This window comes from Verrucomicrobiia bacterium, from assembly GCA_036405135.1.
Classification (GTDB): Bacteria; Verrucomicrobiota; Verrucomicrobiia; order Limisphaerales; family JAEYXS01; genus JAEYXS01.
Window position 1 is genome coordinate 395,292 of sequence record DASWYF010000020.1, and the last position, 22,708, is coordinate 417,999.

The 22,708-nt window shown below is 55.5% G+C and carries 19 protein-coding genes; 12 read left to right on the forward strand and 7 right to left on the reverse strand.

Going from position 1 to position 22,708, the window contains the following annotated elements:
- The first annotated feature begins 101 nt into the window (after nucleotides 1–101).
- On the forward strand, nucleotides 102–2,906 hold the full coding sequence (locus VGH19_10360; protein ID HEY1171763.1) for a DUF1549 domain-containing protein: 2,805 nt from the start codon (nucleotides 102–104) through the stop codon (nucleotides 2,904–2,906).
- Between the two features lie 11 nt (nucleotides 2,907–2,917).
- Entirely contained in the window at nucleotides 2,918–4,348 is a 1,431-nt protein-coding gene (locus VGH19_10365) for a DUF1501 domain-containing protein (protein HEY1171764.1), read from the forward strand.
- A 155-nt stretch (nucleotides 4,349–4,503) separates the two neighbouring features.
- Here VGH19_10365 and VGH19_10370 read toward each other — a convergent pair whose 3' ends face one another.
- Together VGH19_10370 and VGH19_10375 are read right to left on the reverse strand one after the other, a co-directional pair.
- Nucleotides 4,504–5,307: a hypothetical protein gene (locus VGH19_10370; GenBank protein ID HEY1171765.1), complete on the reverse strand. Its 804-nt coding sequence runs from the start codon at nucleotides 5,305–5,307 to the stop codon at nucleotides 4,504–4,506.
- Nucleotides 5,308–5,360: 53 nt separating this feature from the next.
- Nucleotides 5,361–6,668 carry a hypothetical protein gene (locus VGH19_10375; GenBank protein HEY1171766.1) on the reverse strand — a complete coding sequence of 436 codons (1,308 nt, stop codon included), beginning with the start codon at nucleotides 6,666–6,668 and terminating at the stop codon, nucleotides 5,361–5,363.
- Between the two features lie 176 nt (nucleotides 6,669–6,844).
- Here VGH19_10375 and VGH19_10380 point away from each other — a divergent pair, with 176 nt between their 5' ends.
- From VGH19_10380 to VGH19_10395, 4 genes are all read left to right on the forward strand, one after another.
- Nucleotides 6,845–8,185 carry an amidohydrolase gene (locus VGH19_10380; GenBank protein HEY1171767.1) on the forward strand — a complete coding sequence of 447 codons (1,341 nt, stop codon included), beginning with the start codon at nucleotides 6,845–6,847 and terminating at the stop codon, nucleotides 8,183–8,185.
- 178 nt (nucleotides 8,186–8,363) lie between these two features.
- Nucleotides 8,364–9,698: an SGNH/GDSL hydrolase family protein gene (locus tag VGH19_10385; GenBank protein ID HEY1171768.1), complete on the forward strand. Its 1,335-nt coding sequence runs from the start codon at nucleotides 8,364–8,366 to the stop codon at nucleotides 9,696–9,698.
- 288 nt (nucleotides 9,699–9,986) lie between these two features.
- Entirely contained in the window at nucleotides 9,987–11,078 is a 1,092-nt protein-coding gene (gene aroB, locus VGH19_10390; protein ID HEY1171769.1) for a 3-dehydroquinate synthase, read from the forward strand.
- 165 nt (nucleotides 11,079–11,243) lie between these two features.
- Nucleotides 11,244–11,843: a hypothetical protein gene (locus VGH19_10395; protein HEY1171770.1), complete on the forward strand. Its 600-nt coding sequence runs from the start codon at nucleotides 11,244–11,246 to the stop codon at nucleotides 11,841–11,843.
- A 73-nt stretch (nucleotides 11,844–11,916) separates the two neighbouring features.
- On the opposite strand, the gene VGH19_10400 is transcribed toward VGH19_10395, so the two are convergent.
- The gene (locus tag VGH19_10400; protein ID HEY1171771.1) at nucleotides 11,917–12,324 is read right to left on the reverse strand and encodes a GFA family protein; all 408 of its coding nucleotides are present in this window, start codon (nucleotides 12,322–12,324) and stop codon (nucleotides 11,917–11,919) included.
- Between the two features lie 82 nt (nucleotides 12,325–12,406).
- Between VGH19_10400 and VGH19_10405 the strand changes: the two genes are divergently transcribed.
- The 5 genes from VGH19_10405 to VGH19_10425 all read left to right on the forward strand — a co-directional run bounded on the left by VGH19_10405 (nucleotide 12,407) and on the right by VGH19_10425 (nucleotide 15,116).
- On the forward strand, nucleotides 12,407–12,718 hold the full coding sequence (locus VGH19_10405; protein HEY1171772.1) for a hypothetical protein: 312 nt from the start codon (nucleotides 12,407–12,409) through the stop codon (nucleotides 12,716–12,718).
- 12 nt (nucleotides 12,719–12,730) lie between these two features.
- Nucleotides 12,731–13,189: a hypothetical protein gene (locus VGH19_10410; protein HEY1171773.1), complete on the forward strand. Its 459-nt coding sequence runs from the start codon at nucleotides 12,731–12,733 to the stop codon at nucleotides 13,187–13,189.
- A 77-nt stretch (nucleotides 13,190–13,266) separates the two neighbouring features.
- Nucleotides 13,267–14,289: a DUF3592 domain-containing protein gene (locus VGH19_10415; protein HEY1171774.1), complete on the forward strand. Its 1,023-nt coding sequence runs from the start codon at nucleotides 13,267–13,269 to the stop codon at nucleotides 14,287–14,289.
- Between the two features lie 15 nt (nucleotides 14,290–14,304).
- The gene (locus VGH19_10420) at nucleotides 14,305–14,913 is read left to right on the forward strand and encodes a hypothetical protein (protein ID HEY1171775.1); all 609 of its coding nucleotides are present in this window, start codon (nucleotides 14,305–14,307) and stop codon (nucleotides 14,911–14,913) included.
- A complete protein-coding gene (locus tag VGH19_10425) occupies nucleotides 14,910–15,116 on the forward strand; it encodes a hypothetical protein (GenBank protein HEY1171776.1) in 207 nt (68 codons plus the stop codon). The genes VGH19_10420 and VGH19_10425 overlap by 4 nt, the downstream gene beginning before the upstream one ends.
- Nucleotides 15,117–15,232: 116 nt before the next feature.
- On the opposite strand, the gene VGH19_10430 is transcribed toward VGH19_10425, so the two are convergent.
- From VGH19_10430 to VGH19_10440, 3 genes are all read right to left on the reverse strand, one after another.
- Nucleotides 15,233–16,699: a DUF1501 domain-containing protein gene (locus tag VGH19_10430; protein ID HEY1171777.1), complete on the reverse strand. Its 1,467-nt coding sequence runs from the start codon at nucleotides 16,697–16,699 to the stop codon at nucleotides 15,233–15,235.
- A gap of 96 nt (nucleotides 16,700–16,795) precedes the next feature.
- Nucleotides 16,796–17,314: a four helix bundle protein gene (locus tag VGH19_10435; GenBank protein ID HEY1171778.1), complete on the reverse strand. Its 519-nt coding sequence runs from the start codon at nucleotides 17,312–17,314 to the stop codon at nucleotides 16,796–16,798.
- A gap of 7 nt (nucleotides 17,315–17,321) precedes the next feature.
- Nucleotides 17,322–20,468 (reverse strand): PSD1 and planctomycete cytochrome C domain-containing protein, encoded by a 3,147-nt coding sequence (locus VGH19_10440; GenBank protein HEY1171779.1) that lies wholly within the window; start codon nucleotides 20,466–20,468, stop codon nucleotides 17,322–17,324.
- 329 nt (nucleotides 20,469–20,797) lie between these two features.
- Here VGH19_10440 and VGH19_10445 point away from each other — a divergent pair, with 329 nt between their 5' ends.
- Entirely contained in the window at nucleotides 20,798–21,415 is a 618-nt protein-coding gene (locus VGH19_10445; GenBank protein HEY1171780.1) for a hypothetical protein, read from the forward strand.
- 320 nt (nucleotides 21,416–21,735) lie between these two features.
- Here the strand turns inward: VGH19_10445 and VGH19_10450 are convergent.
- Nucleotides 21,736–22,708, reverse strand: a 973-nt coding sequence (locus VGH19_10450; GenBank protein HEY1171781.1) for a hypothetical protein, incomplete at its 5' end; no start/stop codon positions are given.

Consider the following 22,708-nt stretch of genomic DNA (forward strand, 5'->3'; position numbering starts at 1 on the left):
TCCCGCCCTATTTTTCACCGACCTATTTTCCCTCCTCTCACGTTAAATAGGGTGTAACTCGTGAACGCTTCCGGCGTCACCTACGACGACACAAACGCGCTATGAAAACGTACGCTCTCAAACCGAACCGCACGCTCTGCGGTCTGCTCGCTGTGGTTCTCGGTGCGAGTGCTGCTGTTTCCTTGGCGCAAACTAATACCAAGCAAGCTCCCAAGGCAAGGGGGCTGACAGACGAGCAGCGGATGGATGGGCTCTATCGTCTACTGGATACGAATCGTGACAACAAGCTTAGCCGTCAGGAGTTCAGCAAGCTCGCTGAATATTCTCCGCGCCTGAAGGGCAATGCTGATGCCAGTGATTATCTTTTCATGCAGCTCGACAAGAGCGGTGATGACAAGCTGTCACTCGAAGAGTATCGCGGCCTTGTCGATATCCAGCGTGCCGCGCGTCTGCAAGGTACTCCACCACCCGAACCGGCTCCTGCTCCGAAAGCTGCGGCTAAACCGGCAATGACGGAGCGTGCGCCCACGAGCGAAGAACTCGCATTCTTCGAGAACAAGATTCGTCCCGTATTGGTGGGCAAATGTTACGAGTGCCATTCGGCTGAAGCGGAGAAGGTGAAAGGTGGACTCGCACTGGATACACGTGAAGGCTTGCGTAATGGCGGTGACACAGGTCATGGCGTCATCCCCGGCGATATCGAGGGCAGCTTGCTCATCAAAGCACTCCGTTACACGGATTCCGATCTGCAGATGCCGCCGAAGAAACAGGGCAGCAAACTCGCGCCAGAAATCATCGCGGATTTCGAGAAGTGGGTGAAGATGGGCGCACCCGATCCGCGCGATGGCAAGGCGAAGCTCGCCAAGGGAATAGATCTGGAAAAGGGCAAGGAGCATTGGGCTTTTCAGCTTCCGAAGAAAATAGCGGCTCCAGCGGTGAAAGACACCGCTTGGGTACACAATGACATTGATAAATATGTCCGCACGGAGCTCGATAAAAAGGGGCTCATCCCTGTCGGTGATGCGGACAAGGTCACGTTGCTGCGCCGGGTTTATATCGATCTCATCGGCATTCCGCCCACGCCGGAACAAGTGACTGCGTTCGAGCAGGACAAGGATCCGAAGGCGTTTGAGAAGGTCGTGGACAAGCTGCTCGCCTCACCGCAATTCGGTGAGCGTTGGGGGCGTCATTGGTTGGATGTGGCGCGTTATGCGGAATCGAGCGGCAAAGAATTGAACGTGGTATATCCGCACGCTTGGCGTTATCGCGATTGGGTCATCCAATCGTTCAATGAAGACAAGCCTTACGATCAATTCCTGAAAGAGCAGCTCGCGGGCGACTTGCTCCCGGCGAAGAACGAGACAGACAAGGCGAATAAACTCATCGCCACGGGTTATCTGGCCATTGGGCCGAAATCGCATAATTCCCGCGATTTCCGCCAGTTCCAATTGGACGTCGCGGATGAGCAGATCGATGCCGTGACGCAAGGGATGCTGGGCATGACGGTCGCGTGTGCGCGTTGTCACGATCACAAGTTCGATCCGGTACCGCAGACTGATTACTACGCGCTCGCGGGCATATTCATGAGCACGGAGACTCGTTTCGGCACGCCGCGTTTCATCCAAAACAACCAATCCACGCCGCTCAACACGTTGCCGGCAGGAGCAAAGGTTACTGAAGCTCCATCCATGCCGGCGCAGCAAATCACGACGATGCAACGGCAGCTCGCCACGGCGAAGAGCGAATTGGAAGAGGTGCGCGGAAGCAATGATCGCGCGATGTTCACGGACCCGAGATTCATCCGCAATACCAGCCAGATCGGTATCCTGGAGAAGTTGCTCGGACGTTATGACAGCGAAGGCAAAGCGAACGTCGCGCTGGCCATGGGCGTGCAAGACAAGGGCACGCCGCGTGATATCGCTCTGCTCGCGCGCGGTGAACTGGACAAGCCGCAGGAAGTCGTGCCGCGTGGTTTCGTGCAGATCGTGAGCAGCACGAAAGAGCAACCGGCCAAGATCAATAAAGGCAGTGGCCGCCTCGAACTCGCAGAATGGATCGCCTCGCCAGAAAATCCGATGACGGCACGGGTGATGGCGAATCGCGTTTGGGTGAATCTCTTTGGGCAAGGCATCGTGGCCTCGCCGGATAATTTCGGCACGACTGGCCAGAAGCCTTCCAATCAAGCGTTGCTCGATCATCTGGCGATCTCGTTCGTAGAGAATGGTTGGTCAGTAAAACAGCTCGTGAAGCAAGTGGTGATGAGCCACACGTATCAGCTCAGCTCGGAATATTCCTCGCACAATTACAGCATCGATCCGGACAACACCGCGCACTGGCGCATGAGCAAGCGTCGCATGGATGCGGAGGCGTTGCGTGATTCCATGCTAGCCACTGCGGGCGTTCTGGATCTGAAGCCGTATCGCGGGTCGGTGGCGGCGAATGCGGAAGGGCCTACGCAGCAGATGCTGCGCTTCGGTGGTTTTCAACGGGATAATAATTCGCGTTCGGTCTATCTGCCAATCTTGCGCGACATGGTGCCGGAATCGCTCTCGGTCTTCGACTTTGCCGAGACGAGCCTGGTGACGGGTGATCGTGAAGAGACGACGGTGCCTTCGCAGGCGCTCTATCTGATGAACAGCGCGACGGTGTATAAGCTCGCGCAGTCGATGGCGGACCGCCTGTATGCGAGCGGGGCGAAAGGTTCGGAGCTGGGACAAAAAGGATTCGAACTCGCTTTCAGCCGTCGTGCCACGGCTCAGGAAGTGGCGGCGATCAACAAGTTCTTCGAGAAGTTCTACGCGGCTGAGGAGAAGAACTTCGCCAATCGTGATCAATTGCGCTGGGCCGCGTTGACAGCTTATTGCCAGGCGCTGTTGGGTAGCGCGGAATTTCGCATCGTGAACTGAGTGAGGACATCATGAACACCAATACTTCTGCCAATACGGGTTGGAACTTCTCGCGCCGCGCGATGCTGAAAGGCTTGTGGTCGGGCTTCGGCTACATGGCGTTCGCCGGGCTCACGGCCAAGGCGGCGGATGCAGCGATGAAAGCGGGGCCGCTTGATCCGAAGCAGCCGCACTTCAAACCCACGGCCAAGCATGTGATCTTCCTGTGCATGAGCGGCGGGCCATCGCACGTGGACACGTTTGATTACAAACCGTTCCTGCAACAAAACGATGGCAAGACGGTGAAAGCGCCGGGGCGTGGTGGTCAGGCGAAGCTGCTGGCGTCACCATGGAAATTCTCCCAGCACGGCAAGAGCGGATTATGGATCTCAGAACTGTTTCCGGAAACGGCGAAGCATGCGGATGACATGTGCCTCATCCGATCCATGCAGACGGATCTGCCCGCACACCCGCAGGCGTTCATGCAGATGCACACGGGGAGTTTTCAGTTCGTGCGGCCTTCACTGGGTGCGTGGACGCTCTACGGGCTGGGCACAGAGAATGAGAATCTGCCGGGCTTCATCACGTTGAATCCGCCGCTGAACAATGGTGGGGCGCAGAATTACGGCAGTTCGTTTTTACCAGCGATCTATCAGGGCACACGCATCGGAGCGGAAGGTCCGCGACTAGGCGCTCAACGGAGTGGCTTGGAGATGGAATCGAAAGTGGCGAACATCTCGAACAGCAAGCTCTCGAATGGCGGGCAGCGAGCGCAACTGGATTTCATCCAATCGCTGAACCGCGAACGGCTCGCGAAGGATCAGGTGAATCCGCAGGTGGAAGGTGTGATCGAATCTTACGAGCTCGCCTTCCGCATGCAGAGCGAAGTGCCGCAGGTGATGGACCTGAGCAAAGAAACAGAAGCGACCAAGAAGATGTATGGCATCGGCGAGGGCGATACGGATCGCTTTGGCAAACAATGCTTGCTGGCGCGGCGTATGGTGGAGGCGGGTGTGCGTTTCGTGGAGGTGGGTTCCGGCGGGTGGGATCAGCATCGCGACTTGAAGAATGATCACGCGCAGAATGCGGGTAGCGTGGACAAGGCGATTGCGGCGTTGCTCACGGACTTGAAGCAGCGTGGGTTATTGAAAGATACGCTGGTGATCTGGGGCGGCGAGTTCGGTCGCACGCCGTTCGCGCAGAACAATGACGGGCGCGATCATAACAACAAGGGTTTCACGATCTGGATGGCCGGTGGCGGTGCGAAGGCTGGTTTCTCCTACGGTCAGACGGATGAATACGGTGCGGAGGCGGTGGAGAACAAGGTGCATATCCATGATTTCCACGCGACGATCCTGCACATGCTGGGGCTGGATCACGAGAAGCTGACGTATCGGTATGCGGGGCGGGATTTCCGGCTGACGGATGTGAAGGGGGATGTGGTAAAGGGGATATTAAGTTGAGGGGAAATATCGAACGTCCAACTCCCAACTTCGAACATCGAGAGATCTGAAAATGAAGAATGGAGAATTAGGAGTGTAGAAACAGGGGCACCCCTCATCCTCAATCCTTCTCACCTCGAATGGGAGAAGGAAGATAGCTTCATACACTTCAATTCTTAACGGGCGGCTTTGGTGATGGGGGCGGGGTCGGACAGTTTGAATTCGTCGGCGGATTCTTGGGCTTTGAAACGGATGGGGGAAAAGAGTTTGCGGCCTTCGACTTTCAGGGAGCCGAGTTGATTATACCACGCGCCATAGGGTGAACGGGAGCGGTTCAGTTCGAGGTCGAAGATATCAAGGGCGCCGATGAAGCCGCCGAGGAGTTTCACGCGGTCGGAAAGATGCAGATCAGCACGGGCCACTTCGAAATCTTCGCAGTCCACCCAGACCATGCCGGAGAGCTTGTTCAGCACGCGGTCCTGCATCTTGTCGATGGGCAGGTCATCGCTGCGCGGGGCGAAGGAGAGGATGTAGGAGGCTCGACCATTCAGTTCTTCAACACCTTTGAAACGGAAGTTATAGCGGCTGATGAGTTCTTTAGAGACGAGCACTTCATACTCCGGTGTGTCTTTCTTTTCATCGAAACGTTGGGCGCGTTTTTTGTCGCGTTCTTCCTCTTCCTTCAACGCTTTGCCGGTGAGTTGCTTGCCGTTCACGAGCAGGAGCTTGGCGCGAGGCATACCGCCGATGAGTTTCACATCGTAATACTTCTCCTTGCGCTCTTTCACCACGCCTTTGCTGTCCAGTTCCTCGATGATGGTGGTCTGCTTGTAGTTATAGATGGTCTGGCGCTGGGTGGAGACGATCTGGTAGCGGGCGATGACGTTGCTGAGGATGGTGTCGATGGACGGCTGGACGACGTTTGTCCTGGCCGGAGATTGGGCAAAGAGCGGAAAGATCTGCAGAAAAGTGCAAATCATCAAAAAAAATCGTAAACAAATGTGCATTCGCATACTAAGCATACGCTACATACTCATTTATCCAAAGTCTCCGAAAACAATTCAAGTGATTCCATTGATCTCTGACACTGATTGACAACGACCAAGAAGTCATCTATCTCCTTCTCCGTAACACTCAAGGCGTCATCAAGTTGACTAAGCAAAACATAAAGCTCAGACTGCACATTGTTATTGCAAGCTGCGGTTAGTTTCATCTTTTGAGCAAATTTCCTGTATCTCTCTTTAAACGCTCGAAACATTTGCCTAGTCTCGTTTGAGCTAGCAAGCACCCTATCAACTGACGGATCCTCCTTGAACTTCGAAAAACGGGCTTTGAATTCACGGATTCGCTCCCCAGTCATTTCTTGACCAATATAATCACCTTCGATCCTCTTGGAATCCTTGAGCGTCTCCAAAAGAGCCACCCTATTCTCCTTGGTTTTAATGGACATTGCATTCAAAGCTGAAAGAAGGGCTTGCAAATCATCTTGGAAAATCTCTGAAAGACGCAACCCATTTAAAGTAATTTCCATTTGTTTCACAGCCTCTAAGCAAGTGATTTTTCCAAAAAATAAATTACGTCGAATAGAGTACAATGCCTGATACAATGGTGGCGTTTTGCTGTGAGATATAATCAGTCGAGAAATCTCAATACTTGCAGCAAGCAACAGAGCCAACTTGAAGCTAGGTATAGCAGAATCAGGTGTCCACGGAAGATTTGTGTATTCAAAAATACAGGCAATTGGAATGGAAAGAAATAAATAATTAAATACATATCCTTTCGACTCTTTCACATCTGAGGAGTTTGTTTGCAAATTAATATCATCAAGCAAGACAAGAAGTATCGCGCAAATCCAAAGCACTATCATTACCAACGAATATACGTGAAAAAATAACGGGACTGCAGTGCTTGTCGAATAGCCGAAATAAACACCCAGCCCATAGAGCATTAGTGCACGGAGAAAGGAGAAATAGAAAAACTGTCTTCGATGCTCGATAAAGCGCGTTGGACGAAATCTAGCTTCGCTGCTTCGATTGAAACTACTGTTAGAGCCACTGAAAACCAGCAAACCGAGATCGGCCAAAATCAGCATGCATATCAAATAATAGAACGAACTCAGTAGATTGAACTTGTCCTCCCCGATTTCGCCTAGCATCAACCAGCAAACACTGGCTAAGGCTGCCACCAATCCCCACATGTTCCAGCCAGCTTTGGAGCTTGTAGTCTCGATGGTTGCCAGCTCAACGTCTAAGGCACCCAAAACATCATCTTTTGTCGGCTGACTACCAGACGAGAGTGTTTGATCTTCGCTTGAAGCATTCGGACTTTCTGGTAGCGACATAATAGTATTTTGCTTTTAAGCCCAGTTCTTTCGAGAGCATATCATAGGGTATAGATAACTTTTGGCTCTATTGCTGAAAAGTGAAATTTGCCCTAATTTGGACACTTTACTAAGTGCATTTGAATTGGCTTCTAACGAATTATGGGTTAACTGTGGGTGACAAAACCCTGTTATCTATGAACACCCGTTTTGCTTTGTTGCTGGCTCTGGGACTCACGCTGACGCTGCAAGGGCTTCAGGCGCAGCCTGCTGCGGATTTGAAACAGAAGGTGACGACGAAGGTTGCGGCGGAAACGGCGGACTTGGTGAAGCTTTATCAGCATCTGCATGCAAATCCGGAGTTGTCATTCCAAGAGGAGAAGACCGCGCAGAGAATCGCGGAGGAGTTGAAGAAGGCGGGCTTCGAGGTGACGACCAAAGTGGGCGGGCATGGCGTGGTGGGTGTGCTGAAGAATGGCAGCGGGCCGACGCTCATGCTCCGCACGGACTTGGATGCCTTGCCGGTGCCGGAACAAACGGGTCTGCCGTATGCGAGCAAGGTGAAGACGGTCGATCCCGATGGCAAAGAGGTGCCGGTGATGCATGCGTGTGGGCATGATGTGCATATGACTTCCTTCATCGGCACAGCACGGGTGATGAGCGCATTGAAAGATCAGTGGAAGGGGACGCTGGTGGTCATCGGCCAGCCCGCTGAGGAGAAAGGCGGTGGTGCGCGAGCGATGTTGAAGGATGGTCTTTTCAAACGCTTCCCGAAGCCGGAGAAGGTCGTGGCGTTGCACGTCGCTTCCGACATGGCGGTGGGCACGGTGGGTTATGTGCCGGGCTTTGCGCTGGCGAATGTGGATTCTGTGGACATCACGATCCGTGGTGTGGGCGGGCATGGAGCTTACCCGCACGGGGCGAAAGATCCCATTGTGCTCGCGGCGCAGACGGTGATTGCCTTGCAAACAATCGTGAGCCGGGAGATTTCGCCGACGGAATCTGCGGTGGTCACGGTGGGTTCCATCCACGGCGGTACGAAGCATAACATCATCCCGGATGAAGTGACGCTGCAACTGACGTTGCGCTCCTATACAGATCAGGTGCGCGCGCAGACGATCGCAGCGATCAAGCGCATCACGGAAAACTTGGCGAAGGCGGCGGGTGTGCCGGAGGACCGGATGCCGATCGTGAAGTTCAGCGATGAATATACGCCGGCTTGTTACAATGATCCGGCGCTTACGCGGCGTCTCGCGGGTGTGGTGGATCAGTGGCTCGGCAAGGGAGCGGCGATTGAGCGGCAGCCGGTGATGGGTGGGGAGGATTTCTCGGAGTATGGTCGCACGGAGGACAAGATACCGATCAGCATGTTGTGGCTGGGTGTGGTGAATCCGGAGGTGGTGAAGAAATCCATGCAGGAGAAGAAGGCGTTGCCAACGATCCATTCGCCGTTCTTCGCACCGGCGGCGGAGCCGAGCATCAAATCGGGCGTGACGGCGATGAGTGGGATGTTGTTGGATTTGTTTAATAATAAGTAGCGTAAGCGGCGGTGCTACGACTCACCCCTCACCCCTGCCCTCTCCCCGTTGAGGGGAGAGGGAGAGCATTTGCTAGCGCCTGAGGTTTTTGAACATTTCGGGGTTGCCCTAGTTATGTCAGTGATCGTTTGAATCTACTTCTCGTTTTTAGCGTCTGTCTGCATACTGAATCTATTCCATGAAACGTATTTCTCTTTTATTGGTTGCGAGTGTGTTTTGCCTGGGGTTGTCGCCGATCAAGCCGGTCAGTGCGACGGCGGTGAAGGTCACGGGGGATTGGGAGATCGAGGTGACGCCGCCGGATAATGTGAAGATCAAGCCGACCGCGATCAAGGTGGAGCCGAACACGCTCTTCACGGTGAAGGCGCAGAAGTATGCGTCTCTGCCGGTGTATAAGACGACGGGTGGTGGCTGGGCGCGGGGTGTGCAACTGACGCCGCTGAAAGCGCAGGAGACGACGACTCCGTTCCTCTTAGTGACGAACAGCTTTGTGCTGCGTGCGGGCGCGGAAGAGTCCTCGGAGACATTCGTGCGGGGGAAGGATTATGAGATCGACCTGGTTTGGGGAACGATCGGGCGGTTGACGAATGGGGTGATCAAGGATGGGCAGGCGGTTTATGCGAGTTATCAGCACAGTCTTTTGCGCTTGGATGCGGTGGTGCTGACGGGTGGAAACAAGATCGAGTATCGCGCGGGCAAACCGCTGGCGGCGGCGCCGTTGCCACCGGAGTTGAAGAATGGGGAAAGCCGGTTGGCGAATGTGTGGTTGCCGGGTCATGTGACCAAACTTTCGGCGGACAATCTCTTTCCGATCTTGGAGAACACTTATCCGGAGGCCAAGAAAGCTTCACCGACGATCGCGGAGCAGCGCGTGCCAAAGGCTCTCAAGAAATTGCAGAGCGGCGAGCCGATCCGTATTCTCGCGTGGGGCGATAGCGTGACTGTGGGCACGTATGTGCCGGACTATCAGAAGAACCGTTGGCAGAACCAGTTCGTGACGCGTTTGCAGGAGCGTTTTCCAAAATCGAAGATCGAGCTGATCACGGAGGCTTGGGGTGGTCGCAATACAAGCAGCTATCTCAATGAACCTCCGGGCAGTGAGCATAACTACAAGGAGAAGGTGCTGGCGGTGAAGCCCGACTTGATCGTGTCCGAGTTCGTGAATGATGCGGGGCTCACGGTGAAGCAGGTGGAGGAGCGGTATGGGAAATTGCTCGGAGATTTCAAAGAGATCGGTGCGGAGTGGATCATCCTCACGCCACATTACACGCGTCCGGATTGGATGGGGCTGAATCGTGAACGGGACATCGATGAGGATCCGCGCGCGTATGTGAAGGGGTTACGCGAGTTCACGGCGAAGAACAATGTGGCGCTGGCGGATGCGTCATTGCGCTATGGTCGCTTGTGGCGTCAGGGCATACCGCACAGCACGATCATGCTGAACTCGATCAATCACCCGGATGCGCGGGGGATGAAGCTGTTTGCGGATGCGTTGATGGAGTTGTTTCCGTGAGGGGATTTGTAATCTCTAAAGAGCATCAGTATTACGGGCAAATCCCGGCATCCATCACCCCTCCGAGCTCCGACAGGGTCGCGAGTTCGGGCGGGGGTGACTACGCCCTCGTTCTTCATAAGGTTTACCATTATCAAAGTTTAGAAATAGTGGAGATTTGCCGCAGTCGAGCGATTTCATCCGTTTGAGTTATTGGACGTTGCTGCGGGTCGGAGACTCGTGCTCCTTGCGGGCGCATATTCGGTGGCCCAGCCTTTACTCCACCATTGCTTTGCCTATCCTTCGGGCATGCGTACGGTTCATGTGGCGTTAGGCAGCCGGAGTTATGACATCCTGATTGGTCGCGATCTGCTCGTCCGTTTGGGGCGGGAGTGTCGCAAACTTTCCTTGGGCAAGCGTTGCGCGGTGATCGCGGACAGCAACACGGCACCGCTCTTTGCGGATATGGCCATGAAATCTCTCACGGCAACGGGCTTCGAGCCGGTGCTCATCACGATGCCTGCCGGTGAGCGGTCCAAGAATTTGAAGGTGGTGGAGCAATGCTACGCGCAGATGGCGGCGCATCGGTTGGAGCGGAAATCCTTCATCGTCGCGCTCGGTGGTGGTGTGGTGGGCGATCTCGCGGGATTCGTGGCAGCGACTTACTTGCGCGGTATGGCCTTCGTGCAAGTGCCCACGACTTTGCTCGCGCAGGTGGATAGTTCTGTGGGCGGCAAGACGGGCGTGAATCTCAAGGCAGGCAAGAATCTGGTAGGCGCGTTCCATCAACCCAAGCTGGTGCTGTGCGATCAGGATACGTTGAAGACGCTGCCCGAGCGCGAGTTCAAGGCAGGCCTCGCGGAGGTGATCAAATACGGCATCATCTATGATGCGAAGTTCTTCGCGCGTTTGGAGAAGGATTTGGCGAAGTTGTTGCAACGGGACAATGCCGCGCTCACTTATGCCGTCGCCCGCTCTTGCGAAGTGAAAGCGGAGGTGGTGAGCCAGGATGAAACCGAGACGGGCTTGCGCGCCATCTTGAATTTCGGTCATACGATCGGGCATGGATTGGAAGCGATTTCGTCTTACGGGAAGTATTTGCACGGTGAGGCAATCTCGATCGGGCAAGTGGCGGCTGCACATCTTTCGGCGCATCTTAGCGGGTTGAGCGTTCCCGAAGTGGAACGAATCGCGACGTTGTTCGCTCGGTCTGGCCTGCCCATCTCGGTGAAACTGACGGCGGCGCAGCGCAAAGCTCTTTTCGCCGCGATGAAGCTGGATAAGAAGGTGAGCGGTGGGGAGATCAAGTTTGTGCTGGCGAAGAAGATCGGCGGGATCGTGTGGGGGCAGAGTGTGGCGGATGCGGTGGTGAATGAGGTGTTGGATGAGATTGAGGACTGAGTTTCAAGTTTTCAGTGTTCAGTTTTCAGAAGGGAAAGTAGAGCCTCGCTCCTCGGCTAGGAGGGGGTGGCCCGTTGAGGACCCCCGACAGTGAATCGGGGCAAGCCGCGGACCCTGCCTATGGCGGCTGGGGCGATTTGAACCGGAATTGATAAAATTACTACTATGTCTGCTGTCAGCGAAACGATCGTCCGCGAGTATTTCGAGCTCCACGGTTTCTTCGTCCGCCAGCAGCGCAAGCATGTGGCGCCCTCCAAGCGCGAAGATGATGACATCGATTTCTTTGTCCTCAACCCGCACTACGAGATCTCCACCGAGCCATTGCCCTTCATCTTGGGTTCGCGGGATTTGCCGAGCATCTCCCGGGCCGTGGTGGTGGTGAAAGGCTGGCACACGGAGACCTTCAGCCCAGCCGTTCTCGCTCACGCACCGGAGATTTTCCGCTTCGTGCAGCCGGAAGTGTTCAAACAGGCGGAGAAGGCGATCGGTGAAGGTGGTCCGTTGACGAAGATACTGGTTGTCCCCGCCTTGCCGCAGAGCACTGAAGCGAGGGATCAAAGCATCGAACTGTTGCGCGCCAAAGGCATTGATGCGGTCATCCCCTTCCAAGGCATGTTGAGCGATCTGGTGAACTACACCGAGACGAACCGGAACTACCAGAAATCCGACTTGCTCCAAACAATCCGTATCTTGAAGAACTACGATTTTTTCAAGGAACCGCAGATGGAGCTCTTCAAGACGAAGAAAAAAGGGCGGAAGGATTAAAAACTTTCAAGGGGAGGACTGCAGAATATACCGAGTACGCGCATAAAGGGGTAAGAGTGATCAAGAGGGCGATCTATGACGGACGGTTTTGAGTAAAATGGGGCAAGCCATCGTCCAGTTTGATCCAAGGGAGTTTATCTTCCGTCCAAGTATGATCGGCGGCTAGCAAGTAGTCAGGTTCATCCAGGCTGCAGATGGTGACGCCAATCTCATCAGCATCCGGGCCGGTCATAAACACCAGAGGTGTGCCGCAATGAGCGCAGAAGCAGCGGAGGCGGCCCGCCCAGTGCAGTTCACGCGGCTGGCCCGAGGTATAGCGGAAGGAGCTGCGCCGGAAACATGCCCAGGTGATGAAGGGCGCGCCGCTGCTCCGGCGGCAATCGAGACAATGGCAATGGGTGATGTCGTAGGGCCGGCCCGTGGCCTCATAGCGCACAGTGCCGCACAGGCAACCGCCATGGAATACATTTGCTGCTGGCATGGAGGACGATACGCTAGGTTTACCCGATGGTAAATGAGCCGGGCGTTGCACGGAATGAAGCCTGCAGAGATTTTGCGGTTCTATGGATATCAACGGTGCAGAGTTGCTGAAGGAAAGGAAAGGGAGTGTGAAGTTCATCCTGAATGACAGCGGCATCCTGTTCTTTCCGGCGACGCAGCAGCATCGCGATATGAAGGGGATGGGGTTGAGTTACGAGGATGATTATCGCGGGAATGCGGTGGCGGGATTGGTGATGGAGAGGCGGGTGGAGATACGGTTTCACAAGGCGTTCGCGGATGAGCGGATCAAGAGGCTGTGGGCGCGCGTGATGGCGAATGCGGAGATTGCCAAGGCGGGATTGGGGAAGCTTTACTACCAAGGAAGAGAGATTTAACGAGGACAACGCATGAGCAACACGACACCGCCGGACATGGAAGCGAGGATGGAGGCGATCAAGAATGCTCCGAAGCGGGTGCGGCATGTGGCCGGGTACGGAATGCTGCTGGGGCTTATCGTTTTGCTCAGCTTTTGCGCATCGGCGTTCAGCGGGCATGTGGGGTGGGTGAAGGCGATTCTCATCGGTTTTTTTCAGATGCTTGTGCTGGTGTTCGCGGCGGCTAGTGTGCAAGACTGGCAAAAGTGGGGTTGGTGGACATTGCTGGCGTTGGTAGTCTTACGGACATTCGGTGGGCTGGGGCATTCGCTGCGCTTACTGCGGCTGATGCTGGAGGGTGGGCTGGCCGAGCATGGGCGGGATGTGTTGTTCGATCTCGTTGGAGTGGGACAGTTCGTGGTGTGCTGCATGATCTTGTGGCTGCTGTTCACCAAAGAGGTGAGGGAGTATATCTTTAAGCGGCAAAGCTAATGGGAATTAAGGCGGTAATCTCCTTGTCGGGATCGTTTGTTTAGTTTGCAATCAGGAAGAGAAAAGGAAACAAAGTTGTGTTACTCGCATCTGCCATCTTCATTGTTTTTCTCAGCCTGATGTTGAGTCGTGCCGTGGTGCGGCGGTTTGGTGGTGCGAAGGGTTTTGTAGGGGAATTGCTGCTGAAGAGTTTTGAAACAGGTTTGGCGAGCATATGGAGCCGGCTGGTGACGGTGATCGGGTTTCTAATGGTGATGTGCTCAGTGTTGCTGGGAGTGGAGCGGGGCTTCTTTGTGCTGACGGCGGAGCGCACGACGGGGACGGTGGAGGCGTTGGTTGAGAGTCGCGATGAGGATGGGCATAGCAGTTATGCGCCCAAGTATCGTTATCGTGATGCGCAAGGGCAGGAGCATACGGACCAGCCGAACACTTATTCAGCAGCGGGCAACTATGCGGTTGGCCAGACGGTGGCGGTTTTGTATTCGCCTTTCTGGCGATGGAGATCGGTAATCGATGATGAGGTTCACATCTGGGGGATGGTGGGAGGATTAGCCATAATAGGCGGGGTTTTGCTGGTGATGGGTTGCTCGCGCTTATATTGGGCGGAGATCGCCGCGCATTTTCAAAAAGTGACGATCGTCAGCGGATGGCAAGAACGGATCGAGCTGCGAGCGTTTCATTTGCTGGACGCGTTTTTTGCGATGCCGGGCGGATTGCGAGCGGGGACAATGATGTGTGTGTTAATGGCGGTTTCCATCCCGGTCACTGCTTTCTTCGATCCGATCAAAACGGAACACATTTGGTGGGAATGGGCGGCTTTGGTCGGAGTGGCGCTTATGTTGGCCGTGGGATTGTTGAATCGCAGCCACTGGATGAGGCCAGTGGCAGTGCTGACGAGCCTCGTATTTTTTTACAATGCTTTTTGGGGCGCATCTTGGATTTACATGGCGGTCGTGTTCTTGATGCAGGTGGTGGTGCCGGTGCGGTATCTTTATTTTGATCCGAGGGTGAAGGATTATTTTCAGGGGAAGGTAGCGAGGAAAGATGGTGAGGGAGGCGATGGGGCGTTTGAATTTAAGGTGAAGGATTCGGCAAGCTAGAAGGACATCGCCATCATGTTCACGCTCGTAAAAAAATACGTGTTTAAGCCGGACGATGATGCGTGCTGCCTAACTGCATCGTATGGTTATAGTGAGGATTTTTCATGGACTCTGCAGCTTCAGAGCCAGAGTCATTTGACGAGTTTTCCAAATGAAGCAGTTGAGGTGCTGTTTGGCATGCAGGTACATCCCCTTGTAGGCAGAGTAAGCTGGTATGAGCTAATAGGTAAAAGTGTTGAGATGGATAGGCAGGAATGTGGATTCAGGTTTGATTGTGACATGTCTTCGCATTGGGAGGACATCATTGCTCTACGTTTGCGGTTTGGCCAGATTCGCGGAGCGCAATTGGAAGTCTTCGCGGAGGGTCGAGCTAGTGTTGAAGCGGCACCGGATATTTTTCCAGATGGTGAGGTGGAGTTTCACATACATGCATGGGCAAAATTTTCGGGAGTTGCCATCCATGTGCCGTTGAATGCTGCAGATCCCATCGATTATGCAACGGCCAAGATCAAAACCATATTGCCACGATATGCTTTTGTAGCGCCAGTTCTTCGACGAACGAGTGATGATAAAGGGCTTGTCCGCGCTGTTGAAGTATTGTTCAAGCCGAAGAGTGATTTATGAAACTTTTTTACACAGGTCCCGTGATCAATACGGAGATGCTGGTGCTGATGCTGGAGAAGCATGGCATCGCGGCGAAAGAGGAGTTGATCGATGTGGATGGCGATCCCGATGATCTGAACCGGCAGGCGAAGGTGTTTGTGCCGGAGGAGGAGTATCGGCGGGCGTATGACCTCTTCTACGGTGAGAAAGAGGGAGAGTTATAAAGAGTAATGACCAATGACGAAGGAATGAACAATGTCCAAGCACCAATGGCTTGGGCATTGGGTATTAGTCATTCCTTGGTCATTCGGATTTGGACATTCGTCATTCCGCAACGCCGTCAGGCGAGGATTCCCTTCACCACGTGGCTTTCTTCCACGCCTGTTAATTTCTGATCCAGGCCTTGGAAGCGGTAGGTGAATTTGCTGTGGTCGATGCCGAGGCAGTGGAGGATTGTTGCATTCAGGTCGTTCAGATGGACGGGGTTTTCCACGACGTTGTAGCTGTAGTCATCGGTCTCGCCGTAAACCACGCCGCCTTTGATGCCGCCGCCGGCCATGAACATGCAGAAGTTTTTCGGATGATGGTCGCGACCGTAGTTCTCTTTTGTGAGGGTGCCTTGGGAGTAGACGGTGCGGCCGAATTCACCGCCCCAGACGACGAGCGTGTCTTTCAGGAGGCCGCGATCTTTCAGGTCTTTCAAGAGTGCGTAGGTGGGTTGGTCCACATCGCGGCATTGGTCGGAGATGTCTTTCGGCAGGTTGTTATGCTGATCCCAGCCGCGATGGAGGATTTGCACGACTCGGACATCGCGCTCGGCGAGTTTCCGCGCGAGCAAGGCGGAGTGGGCGAAGGTGCCGGGCTTGGTGACGTCCGGGCCATACATCTCGAGCGTGGCTTTCGATTCCTTCGAGAAATCGATGAGGTCCGGCACGGAGGTCTGCATGCGGAAGGCCATCTCGTATTGAGCGATGCGCGTGAGGGTCTCGGGATCGCCGAAGCGTTTGTGCGTGGCGGCGTTCAACTGGCCAAGGCCATCGAGCATGTCGCGGCGCGCACTGGCATCCACGCCAGGAGGATTTTTCACGAAGAGCACGGGATCGCCCTGTGAACGCAATGCCACGCCGGTATGGCCGGTGGCGAGGAAGCCGGAGCTCCACATGCGAGTGAACAAAGCTTGGGCGGCAGAACCGGAGGACCACGTGGGCGTGAGGACGACGAAAGCGGGCAGGTCGTTATTCTCACTGCCGAGGCCGTAGGAGAGCCAGGAACCGAGGCTCGCTTTGCCGGGGAGTTCGCTGCCGGTCATCACGAAGGTGCAGGCGGGATCGTGATTGATGGCGTTCGTGTGCACAGTTTTCACGAGCGCGATGTCATCCACCATCTTCGCGGTGTGCGGAAGCAATTCGCTGACCCACATACCGCACTTGCCGTGCTGGGCGAACTTGAATTTCGACGGAGCGACGGGCAAGCGCGCCTGACCGCTCGTCATGGTGGTGATGCGCTGGCCTTTGCGGATGGATTCCGGCAAGTCCTTATCAAACTGCTCCACGAGCTTCGGCTTGTAATCGAACGTGTCGAGCTGTGATGGCCCGCCGTTCATGTGGAGGTAGATGATGCGTTTGGCCTTCGGGGTGAAATGAGGCAGGCCGGGCAAGGGCGGGTGAACGCGGGTGCCTTTCTTCGTAGCGGCGTTCAGCATGCCAGGCATGCCGCCCAACATGGCCAGGGCGATGGAGCCGACGCCGAGACCGGCACCGGCGAAGAACTGGCGGCGGTTGATGTGTTTCAAATACTCAGAATTCATATGCAGGGAGAATGACCAATGACGAAATCCGAATGACGAAGGAATGAGCAATGTCTAATGCTCAAATGAGAGTTCGGTGTCAGTGGTTTGTTCATGTCAGGAGCTTCTAAAGATTTTGCAGAAGATGAGATGGATTTCGCGGGCTTCTTTCCAGATCGCGCGAGCCTCGTCTTTCAAGGGTTCTTCGGCGGTAGCGATCATGCGGAGCCAGTATTTGGTTTCTCTGGCTTCTTTACGGCAGGTGCCAATCTTGTTCTTAAATTCTTTTTTGGAAACAGAGTCATCTGCTTCGCAGTAATTTGCTCCTACACTTGTGCCTGATCGGACTAGCTGGCTGATCAGGGAATTGTTTGTCGGACTTGTGGGGATCTTTTTGCAGAAGCGAATGATGCGCTCGCCGAACAAGGCTGTGCGTTCTTCCAAATCAAACTTCTGATCCGCTGATGAAGCGTCTTCCTTCAAAACGGAAGGAGATGAATCGGGTGCGCCCAACTGCCAATTCTCAACGCCCCAAAAAGCAAGGTCCGATGAGTCATCACTATCAGATAACTCATCCAGCCATTGGGGCTTGGTCATTTGGCATTCCTTCGTCATTCGGATTTCGGCATTGGTCATTACGAAGTCAGTTCTTCGTCACTACTTCATCCATGTTCAGGACCATGTTCGCCACTATGGTGTAGGCGGCGAGTTCGCTCACATTCAGTGTGGTGTCTGCTTTGGAATCGCCGTAGCTGATGGCTTTCTTGGCGGCTTCAGTGTCTTTCTCGTAGCGGACGAGTTGTTTGAAGTAGCTGTCTTTCAGCACTTCGGTTTCCTGTTTGCTCGGTTCGCGGCCAGTGGCGGTTTGGAAACCGAAGGCGAGGCGGTCGCTCACGGTGGTGCCGCCTTCTTTCATCATGCGTTGGGCGAAGGCGCGGGCGGCTTCGAAGTGTTGCACGTCGTTCATCAGTTGCAGTGCTTGCAAGGGCGTGTTGCTGCGTTCGCGCTTCACGCAGAAGGCTTCGCGGCTGGGGGCATCGAAGGTGGTCATCGCGGGCGCGGGCGCGGTGCGCTTGATGAAGGTGTAGAGGCTGCGGCGGTAGAGGGCGTCGCCCGCGTCCTGCTTGTAGTAGCGCGTGTTGCTGCCGCTGTAGGCGACGGGCTCCCAGATGTTCTCGGGCTGGTAAGGTTTCACGGCCTTGCCGCCGATGGTGTTGTTCATCAGGCCACTGACGGCGAGGACGTTATCGCGCAAGACTTCGGCATCGAAACGGAAGCGTGGGCCGCGTGCGAGAAGGAGATTCTCGGGATCGGCGGCGATGAGTTTGGCGTTCACCTTTGAATCCTGGCGGTAGGTGGCGGAGGTGACGATGAGGCGCACGAATTTCTTCGTGTCCCAGCCTTGTTTACGGAAGGTGACGGCGAGCCAGTCGAGCAGTTCAGGGTGTGACGGCGGCTGGCCTTGCGAGCCGAAATCACCGGAGGTTTTCACGAGTCCAGTGCCGAAGAATTGCTGCCAATAGCGGTTCACGGTGACGCGGGCGGTGAGCGGGTTTTCTTCGGAGACGAGCCAATCGGCGAGGTCGAGACGGTCAGGGATCTCGCTGCGCGATTTGATTTTCGGGAAGGCGGCGGGTGTGCCGGGCTTCACCTTGTCGCCGGGTTGGTTGTATTGACCGCGGATCATCACGAAGGCGTCGCGCTTCTGCGGGAGATCGGCCATGATGAAGGTGGCGTCGATGCTTTTATCGAGTTCATCGCGCTTGTCCTGAAAGGGTTTCTTCTCCGCGCGCAGGGGATCGAAGATGTCGCTCGTGCCCTGGCAGACGTTCTCGAAATAATAATCGCGCAGGCGCTGATGCTGCTCGGGTTTGCGTTCCTCGGGTTTGATGGAGCGCAGGATGTTCTTCACGTCATCGGGCACACCGGCGACGACTTTGCCCTGGTTCGTTTTGAGCCAGAGGGAGAGCGAGTAGGTGGGATCATTCGCGGGATCGACGGTGTAACTCACGCCCGTCTTGTCCCAATACATCGTGCCGTCCTTGTGTGTGAAGGCGAGGCCCGCGAACTTCGTGCCGGCCTTGAGCTTCAGTTTCGCGATGTCGAATTCCAGTTTCACCCATTCGCCGGTCTTGGGCAGCGGACCCATGACGATGCGTTCCACGGTGCCTTCCTTGCCCCACTCGATGGAGTTCGTCTCGCCCCATAAGGCGCGGTGCGACCATGAGCCGGTGTTGAACTGCAGCATCACACCTTTCGGCGGATCTTTCGGGTCGAGATAGACGTGAGTGAAGATCTTGCCTTTCGCGGGCACGAAGAGCTGTTGCGGCAGGCCGTCGAAGAAATCCTGCACGATGCCTTTGCCGGAACGCTTGATCGCTTTCTGGCCGCTGTGCACGGGGCCTTCGCCGCTGGTGATCCATTTGAGGGGATGATTGTCCGCAGTATGTTGCGGCTTCGCACCGGTGGGCAGATCGTCATCCACCCACACGGTCTCGATAGTTTTCTTCTCAGGCTTCGGATCTTGTTCGGCGGGGTCTTTGTAATCGAGCTTGGCGAGCGCGTCCTTGATCTTCGTGTTCACGTTCGCGATGTCCGCGTCGTATTGCTTCAACTGTTTCTCTTGCGCGGGTGTAGTGAGTTTCAGGATTGGCGGGGTGAGGAGGATGTTACCATCCATGGCCGGATCCGCTGCGCTGTTGAAGAAGGCGTAAAGCTGATAAAATTCTTTTTGCGAGATGGGATCGAACTTGTGGTCGTGGCACTGCGCGCAACCGGCGGTGAGGCCCATCCACACGGCGGCGGTGGTCTCGGTGCGATCCACGGCGTAGCGGAAGATGAATTCCTCATTGATGGAACCGCCTTCACTGGTGGTGACGTTGCAGCGGTTGAAGCCGGAGGCGATCTGCTGGTCGCGCGTGGGGTTCTTCAGGAGATCACCGGCGATCTGCCATTTCGTGAACTGGTCGAACGGGAGGTTTTCATTGTAAGCGCGCACGACCCAATCGCGATACGGCCACATGGAGCGTTCGTTATCGAGGTGCAGGCCGTGAGTATCGCCATAGCGTGCGGCATCGAGCCAGTAGCGGGCCATGTGCTCGCCGTAACGCGGCGAGGCGAGGAGGCGATCGACGACTTTCTCGTAGGCGTCAGGAGATTTATCAGCGACGAAGGCTTCGATCTCTTTCAACGTGGGCGGGAGGCCGGTGAGATCGAAAGTGACGCGGCGAATCAAAGTGATGCGATCAGCTTCCGATGAGGGCTTGAGCTTGTGCTCGGTGAGCTTGGCGGCGATGAAGTTATCAATGCTGTTGCGCGGCCATTTCGTATCCTTCACCGCAGGAACGGCAGGAAGTTTGGCCGCTTCAAAGGACCAGTGACCGGCGAAGGGAGCACCGGCTTCGATCCATTTCTTGATGAGGGCGACTTGATCGGACTTAAGCGTTTTGTGCGTTTCCGGCGGAGGCATCACGTCGTTCTCGTCTTTGGTGATGATGCGTTTCCAGACTTCGCTGGCCTTGGCGTCGCCGGGCTTCACGGCTTGATAGCCGCCGAGGTCTTTCAGGATGCCGTCTTTCGTATCGAGGCGGAGCTTGGCCTTGCGGGTCTTTTCATCGGGGCCGTGGCAGTGGAAGCAATTGTCCGATAAAATGGGCCGGATATCGCGGTTGAAGTCGATGTCCGAAGATTTGGTGGCGGCTTGGGCGTCGCGTTGGTAAAGGGTTGATACGGCGCAAAGAGCGGCGAGAACCCAAGCGTTAAGGCGGCGCGATGGACTAAAAGTGCTCATGACTGGCTATGCCGGGAGAATAGACGATGAGGAGGGCGGGAGCCATGCAGAATTTTGTTCGTGGTATGTAAAATTGTGGCCGGGAATGTGAGAGTTTGCGCCGACTAATGTCGGCGGCTACGGGGTTTGAATGGCGCGGTGTGGGTTCGAAAGGCGTTTGGACGAGAGGGTGATTATGATGGTGGGGTTAGCGCGGACTGACGTCCGCGGCTACGAGAGGAGACGGACGCTTCGTGATTTTGGTAGCCGTCGACGTTAGTCGGCGCTAACTTTTTTTCGCACAAGGCGTACGTAAGCAATTTGCTGAGGAAGTGACGCTATCCATCAAAATGAGAGACGAGGATTATTTGTTCCGTCCAGAGAAGGAACCGCGCTCGGCATTTTCTCACTATCTGCCGAGGCTGAAACGGGTGTTCTATCAGGCGGACGCTGTGGTGTTCTGGACTGTGCCGACAGCGAAGCGGGTGAAAGGATGGCTGGATGATTCCTTTCACGCGAATTTCCGGGAAATGATGCTGCATACTGCGGCGCGAGAAGGGTTGCTTTGCCCGATGTATTGTCTGATGCCGGATCATCTGCATTTTGTATGGATGGGGATAAGGAAGGATTGTGATCAGCGGAATGGGATGAAGTTCTTCAAAGCGCAGTTGGGCAAGAAATTGAAACCGTTGAAATTTCAACATCAGGCACATGACCATGTGTTATCGCAAGAGGAGCGGAAGCGTGATGCGTTTGTGAAGGTTTGTGATTATTCGCTGATGAATCCGGTGAGCGCGGGGTTGGTAGCGAGAGTTGAAGATTGGAAATATTTCGGGGCGGTAGTTCCGGGTTATCCCGATGTGAACCCGAGCGAACAGGGATTTTGGCCGTGGTTTTGGGAATACTATCTGAAGGTGAGAGAGCCGGGGATTGAGGAGCGGAAATTGCCGCTACGAGAGATGGAGTAGTGATGGTGGAGGAAGCGATAGGAGAGGTTTGCGCGGACTGATGTCCGCGGCTACGAGATGAAGGGTTTTGTGGTGTGTTCGTGAGTTTGAGACAGGAATGGAGACGGTGATGGAGGTTAGCGCCGACTAATGTCGGCGGCTACGGTTTTTGAATGGTGCGGTGTAGTTCGGGTGTGGTCTTTCAATGAAGGGAGCAATGATGGCGAGTTAGCGCGGACTGATGTCCGCGGCTACGAGATGAGGGGAAAATGGAGATCGCGCGGAGTCGGCTTTCGCCAGGACTTCCGCGCGATCAAGACACCGTAGGGGCTCGCCCACGGTTAATTGGTCACAAACACCATGTAGAAACCTTGCGCCGTGGCGCCGGTATCCAGCCAGCTTGCTGCGGTGCTGGTGGCCGGGACGTTGCCGCTGAGGTCAGTCCAGGTGGTGTCGGTAAGATTCTGTTTGCGAACGACGCGGTAGGTCTTGCCAACCGTGCTGTTCCAGATGATGCGCATGCCGCCGGTCTCTTTCTTCACGGCGCCGATCGCGACGGCGTTGCCAGTGATGGTGACGTTCGCGGAGGCGTTAGCGCCGAGGGTGTAGCCTGTGCCTGCGATAGCCTTCAGCGTGGCGGTCTTGTTCGCGGCGAGGGTGGTTGAGGCTTTCGGCGTCAGCGTGATGGTGGTCGAGGCGCTACCGGCGGGGATGGTCACGGTGGTGGCGAGCGTGTTGTAGCTCACGCCGTTCGTGGCAGTGCCGCTGTAGGCGAGATTCACCGTCAGGGCGGACGTGGTCGCACCGGTGCGAGTAATGGTGAAGACGCCGGTATCGAGGCCGATCACGGAGGCGTTCGCATCCGTGGCGCTCACGGTGACGGTAGCAGAACCGGTCGGCGGAGGCGTGGTGGTGGTGCCATCGGTTTTGCCGGTGGCATCCCAAGTGACACGGCCGCCGTAGGCGGAGAACGCCATCCCCTTGACGGTTTTGCCTTCGAGGCCCACGGCACTGGCAGGGACTTCGAGGCGGACCCATTGGCCGGTAGCAGGCAACGCACCAGCGTTGTAACGGCTCACCGTGCCCGCTGTTCCATAAGTGATCAGGTTCTCGCCCCAGTAGGCGCGGTGTTCCCACGAACCATCCGTCCACTGCAACATCAGCTCACGCGGAGGGTTCGCCGGGTCCAGATACACATAAGCGAACAGCTTGTCGCCCGTGTTGACCGCCAGCGTCGCCGTCGCGTAGTCGAAGTAGTGCTGGTGCAGGCCCGTCGCGATCGCGGACTGATGCGCCACCGTGCCCGAGAACGCC

Excerpts from the sequence above, each read along its gene's own strand:
- VGH19_10400 (HEY1171771.1), bottom strand. The coding sequence starts at position 12,324 with ATGCCAGCAGCAAATGTATTCCATGGCGGTTGCCTGTGCGGCACTGTG.
- VGH19_10395 (HEY1171770.1), top strand. The coding sequence starts at position 11,244 with ATGTCTGCTGTCAGCGAAACGATCGTCCGCGAGTATTTCGAGCTCCAC.
- VGH19_10430 (HEY1171777.1), bottom strand. The coding sequence starts at position 16,699 with ATGAATTCTGAGTATTTGAAACACATCAACCGCCGCCAGTTCTTCGCC.
- VGH19_10405 (HEY1171772.1), top strand. The coding sequence starts at position 12,407 with ATGGATATCAACGGTGCAGAGTTGCTGAAGGAAAGGAAAGGGAGTGTG.
- VGH19_10360 (HEY1171763.1), top strand. The coding sequence starts at position 102 with ATGAAAACGTACGCTCTCAAACCGAACCGCACGCTCTGCGGTCTGCTC.
- VGH19_10410 (HEY1171773.1), top strand. The coding sequence starts at position 12,731 with ATGAGCAACACGACACCGCCGGACATGGAAGCGAGGATGGAGGCGATC.
- VGH19_10435 (HEY1171778.1), bottom strand. The coding sequence starts at position 17,314 with ATGACCAATGCCGAAATCCGAATGACGAAGGAATGCCAAATGACCAAG.
- aroB (HEY1171769.1), top strand. The coding sequence starts at position 9,987 with ATGCGTACGGTTCATGTGGCGTTAGGCAGCCGGAGTTATGACATCCTG.
- VGH19_10370 (HEY1171765.1), bottom strand. The coding sequence starts at position 5,307 with ATGATTTGCACTTTTCTGCAGATCTTTCCGCTCTTTGCCCAATCTCCG.
- VGH19_10385 (HEY1171768.1), top strand. The coding sequence starts at position 8,364 with ATGAAACGTATTTCTCTTTTATTGGTTGCGAGTGTGTTTTGCCTGGGG.
- VGH19_10420 (HEY1171775.1), top strand. The coding sequence starts at position 14,305 with ATGTTCACGCTCGTAAAAAAATACGTGTTTAAGCCGGACGATGATGCG.
- VGH19_10440 (HEY1171779.1), bottom strand. The coding sequence starts at position 20,468 with ATGAGCACTTTTAGTCCATCGCGCCGCCTTAACGCTTGGGTTCTCGCC.
- VGH19_10380 (HEY1171767.1), top strand. The coding sequence starts at position 6,845 with ATGAACACCCGTTTTGCTTTGTTGCTGGCTCTGGGACTCACGCTGACG.
- VGH19_10375 (HEY1171766.1), bottom strand. The coding sequence starts at position 6,668 with ATGTCGCTACCAGAAAGTCCGAATGCTTCAAGCGAAGATCAAACACTC.
- VGH19_10445 (HEY1171780.1), top strand. The coding sequence starts at position 20,798 with ATGAGAGACGAGGATTATTTGTTCCGTCCAGAGAAGGAACCGCGCTCG.
- VGH19_10425 (HEY1171776.1), top strand. The coding sequence starts at position 14,910 with ATGAAACTTTTTTACACAGGTCCCGTGATCAATACGGAGATGCTGGTG.
- VGH19_10365 (HEY1171764.1), top strand. The coding sequence starts at position 2,918 with ATGAACACCAATACTTCTGCCAATACGGGTTGGAACTTCTCGCGCCGC.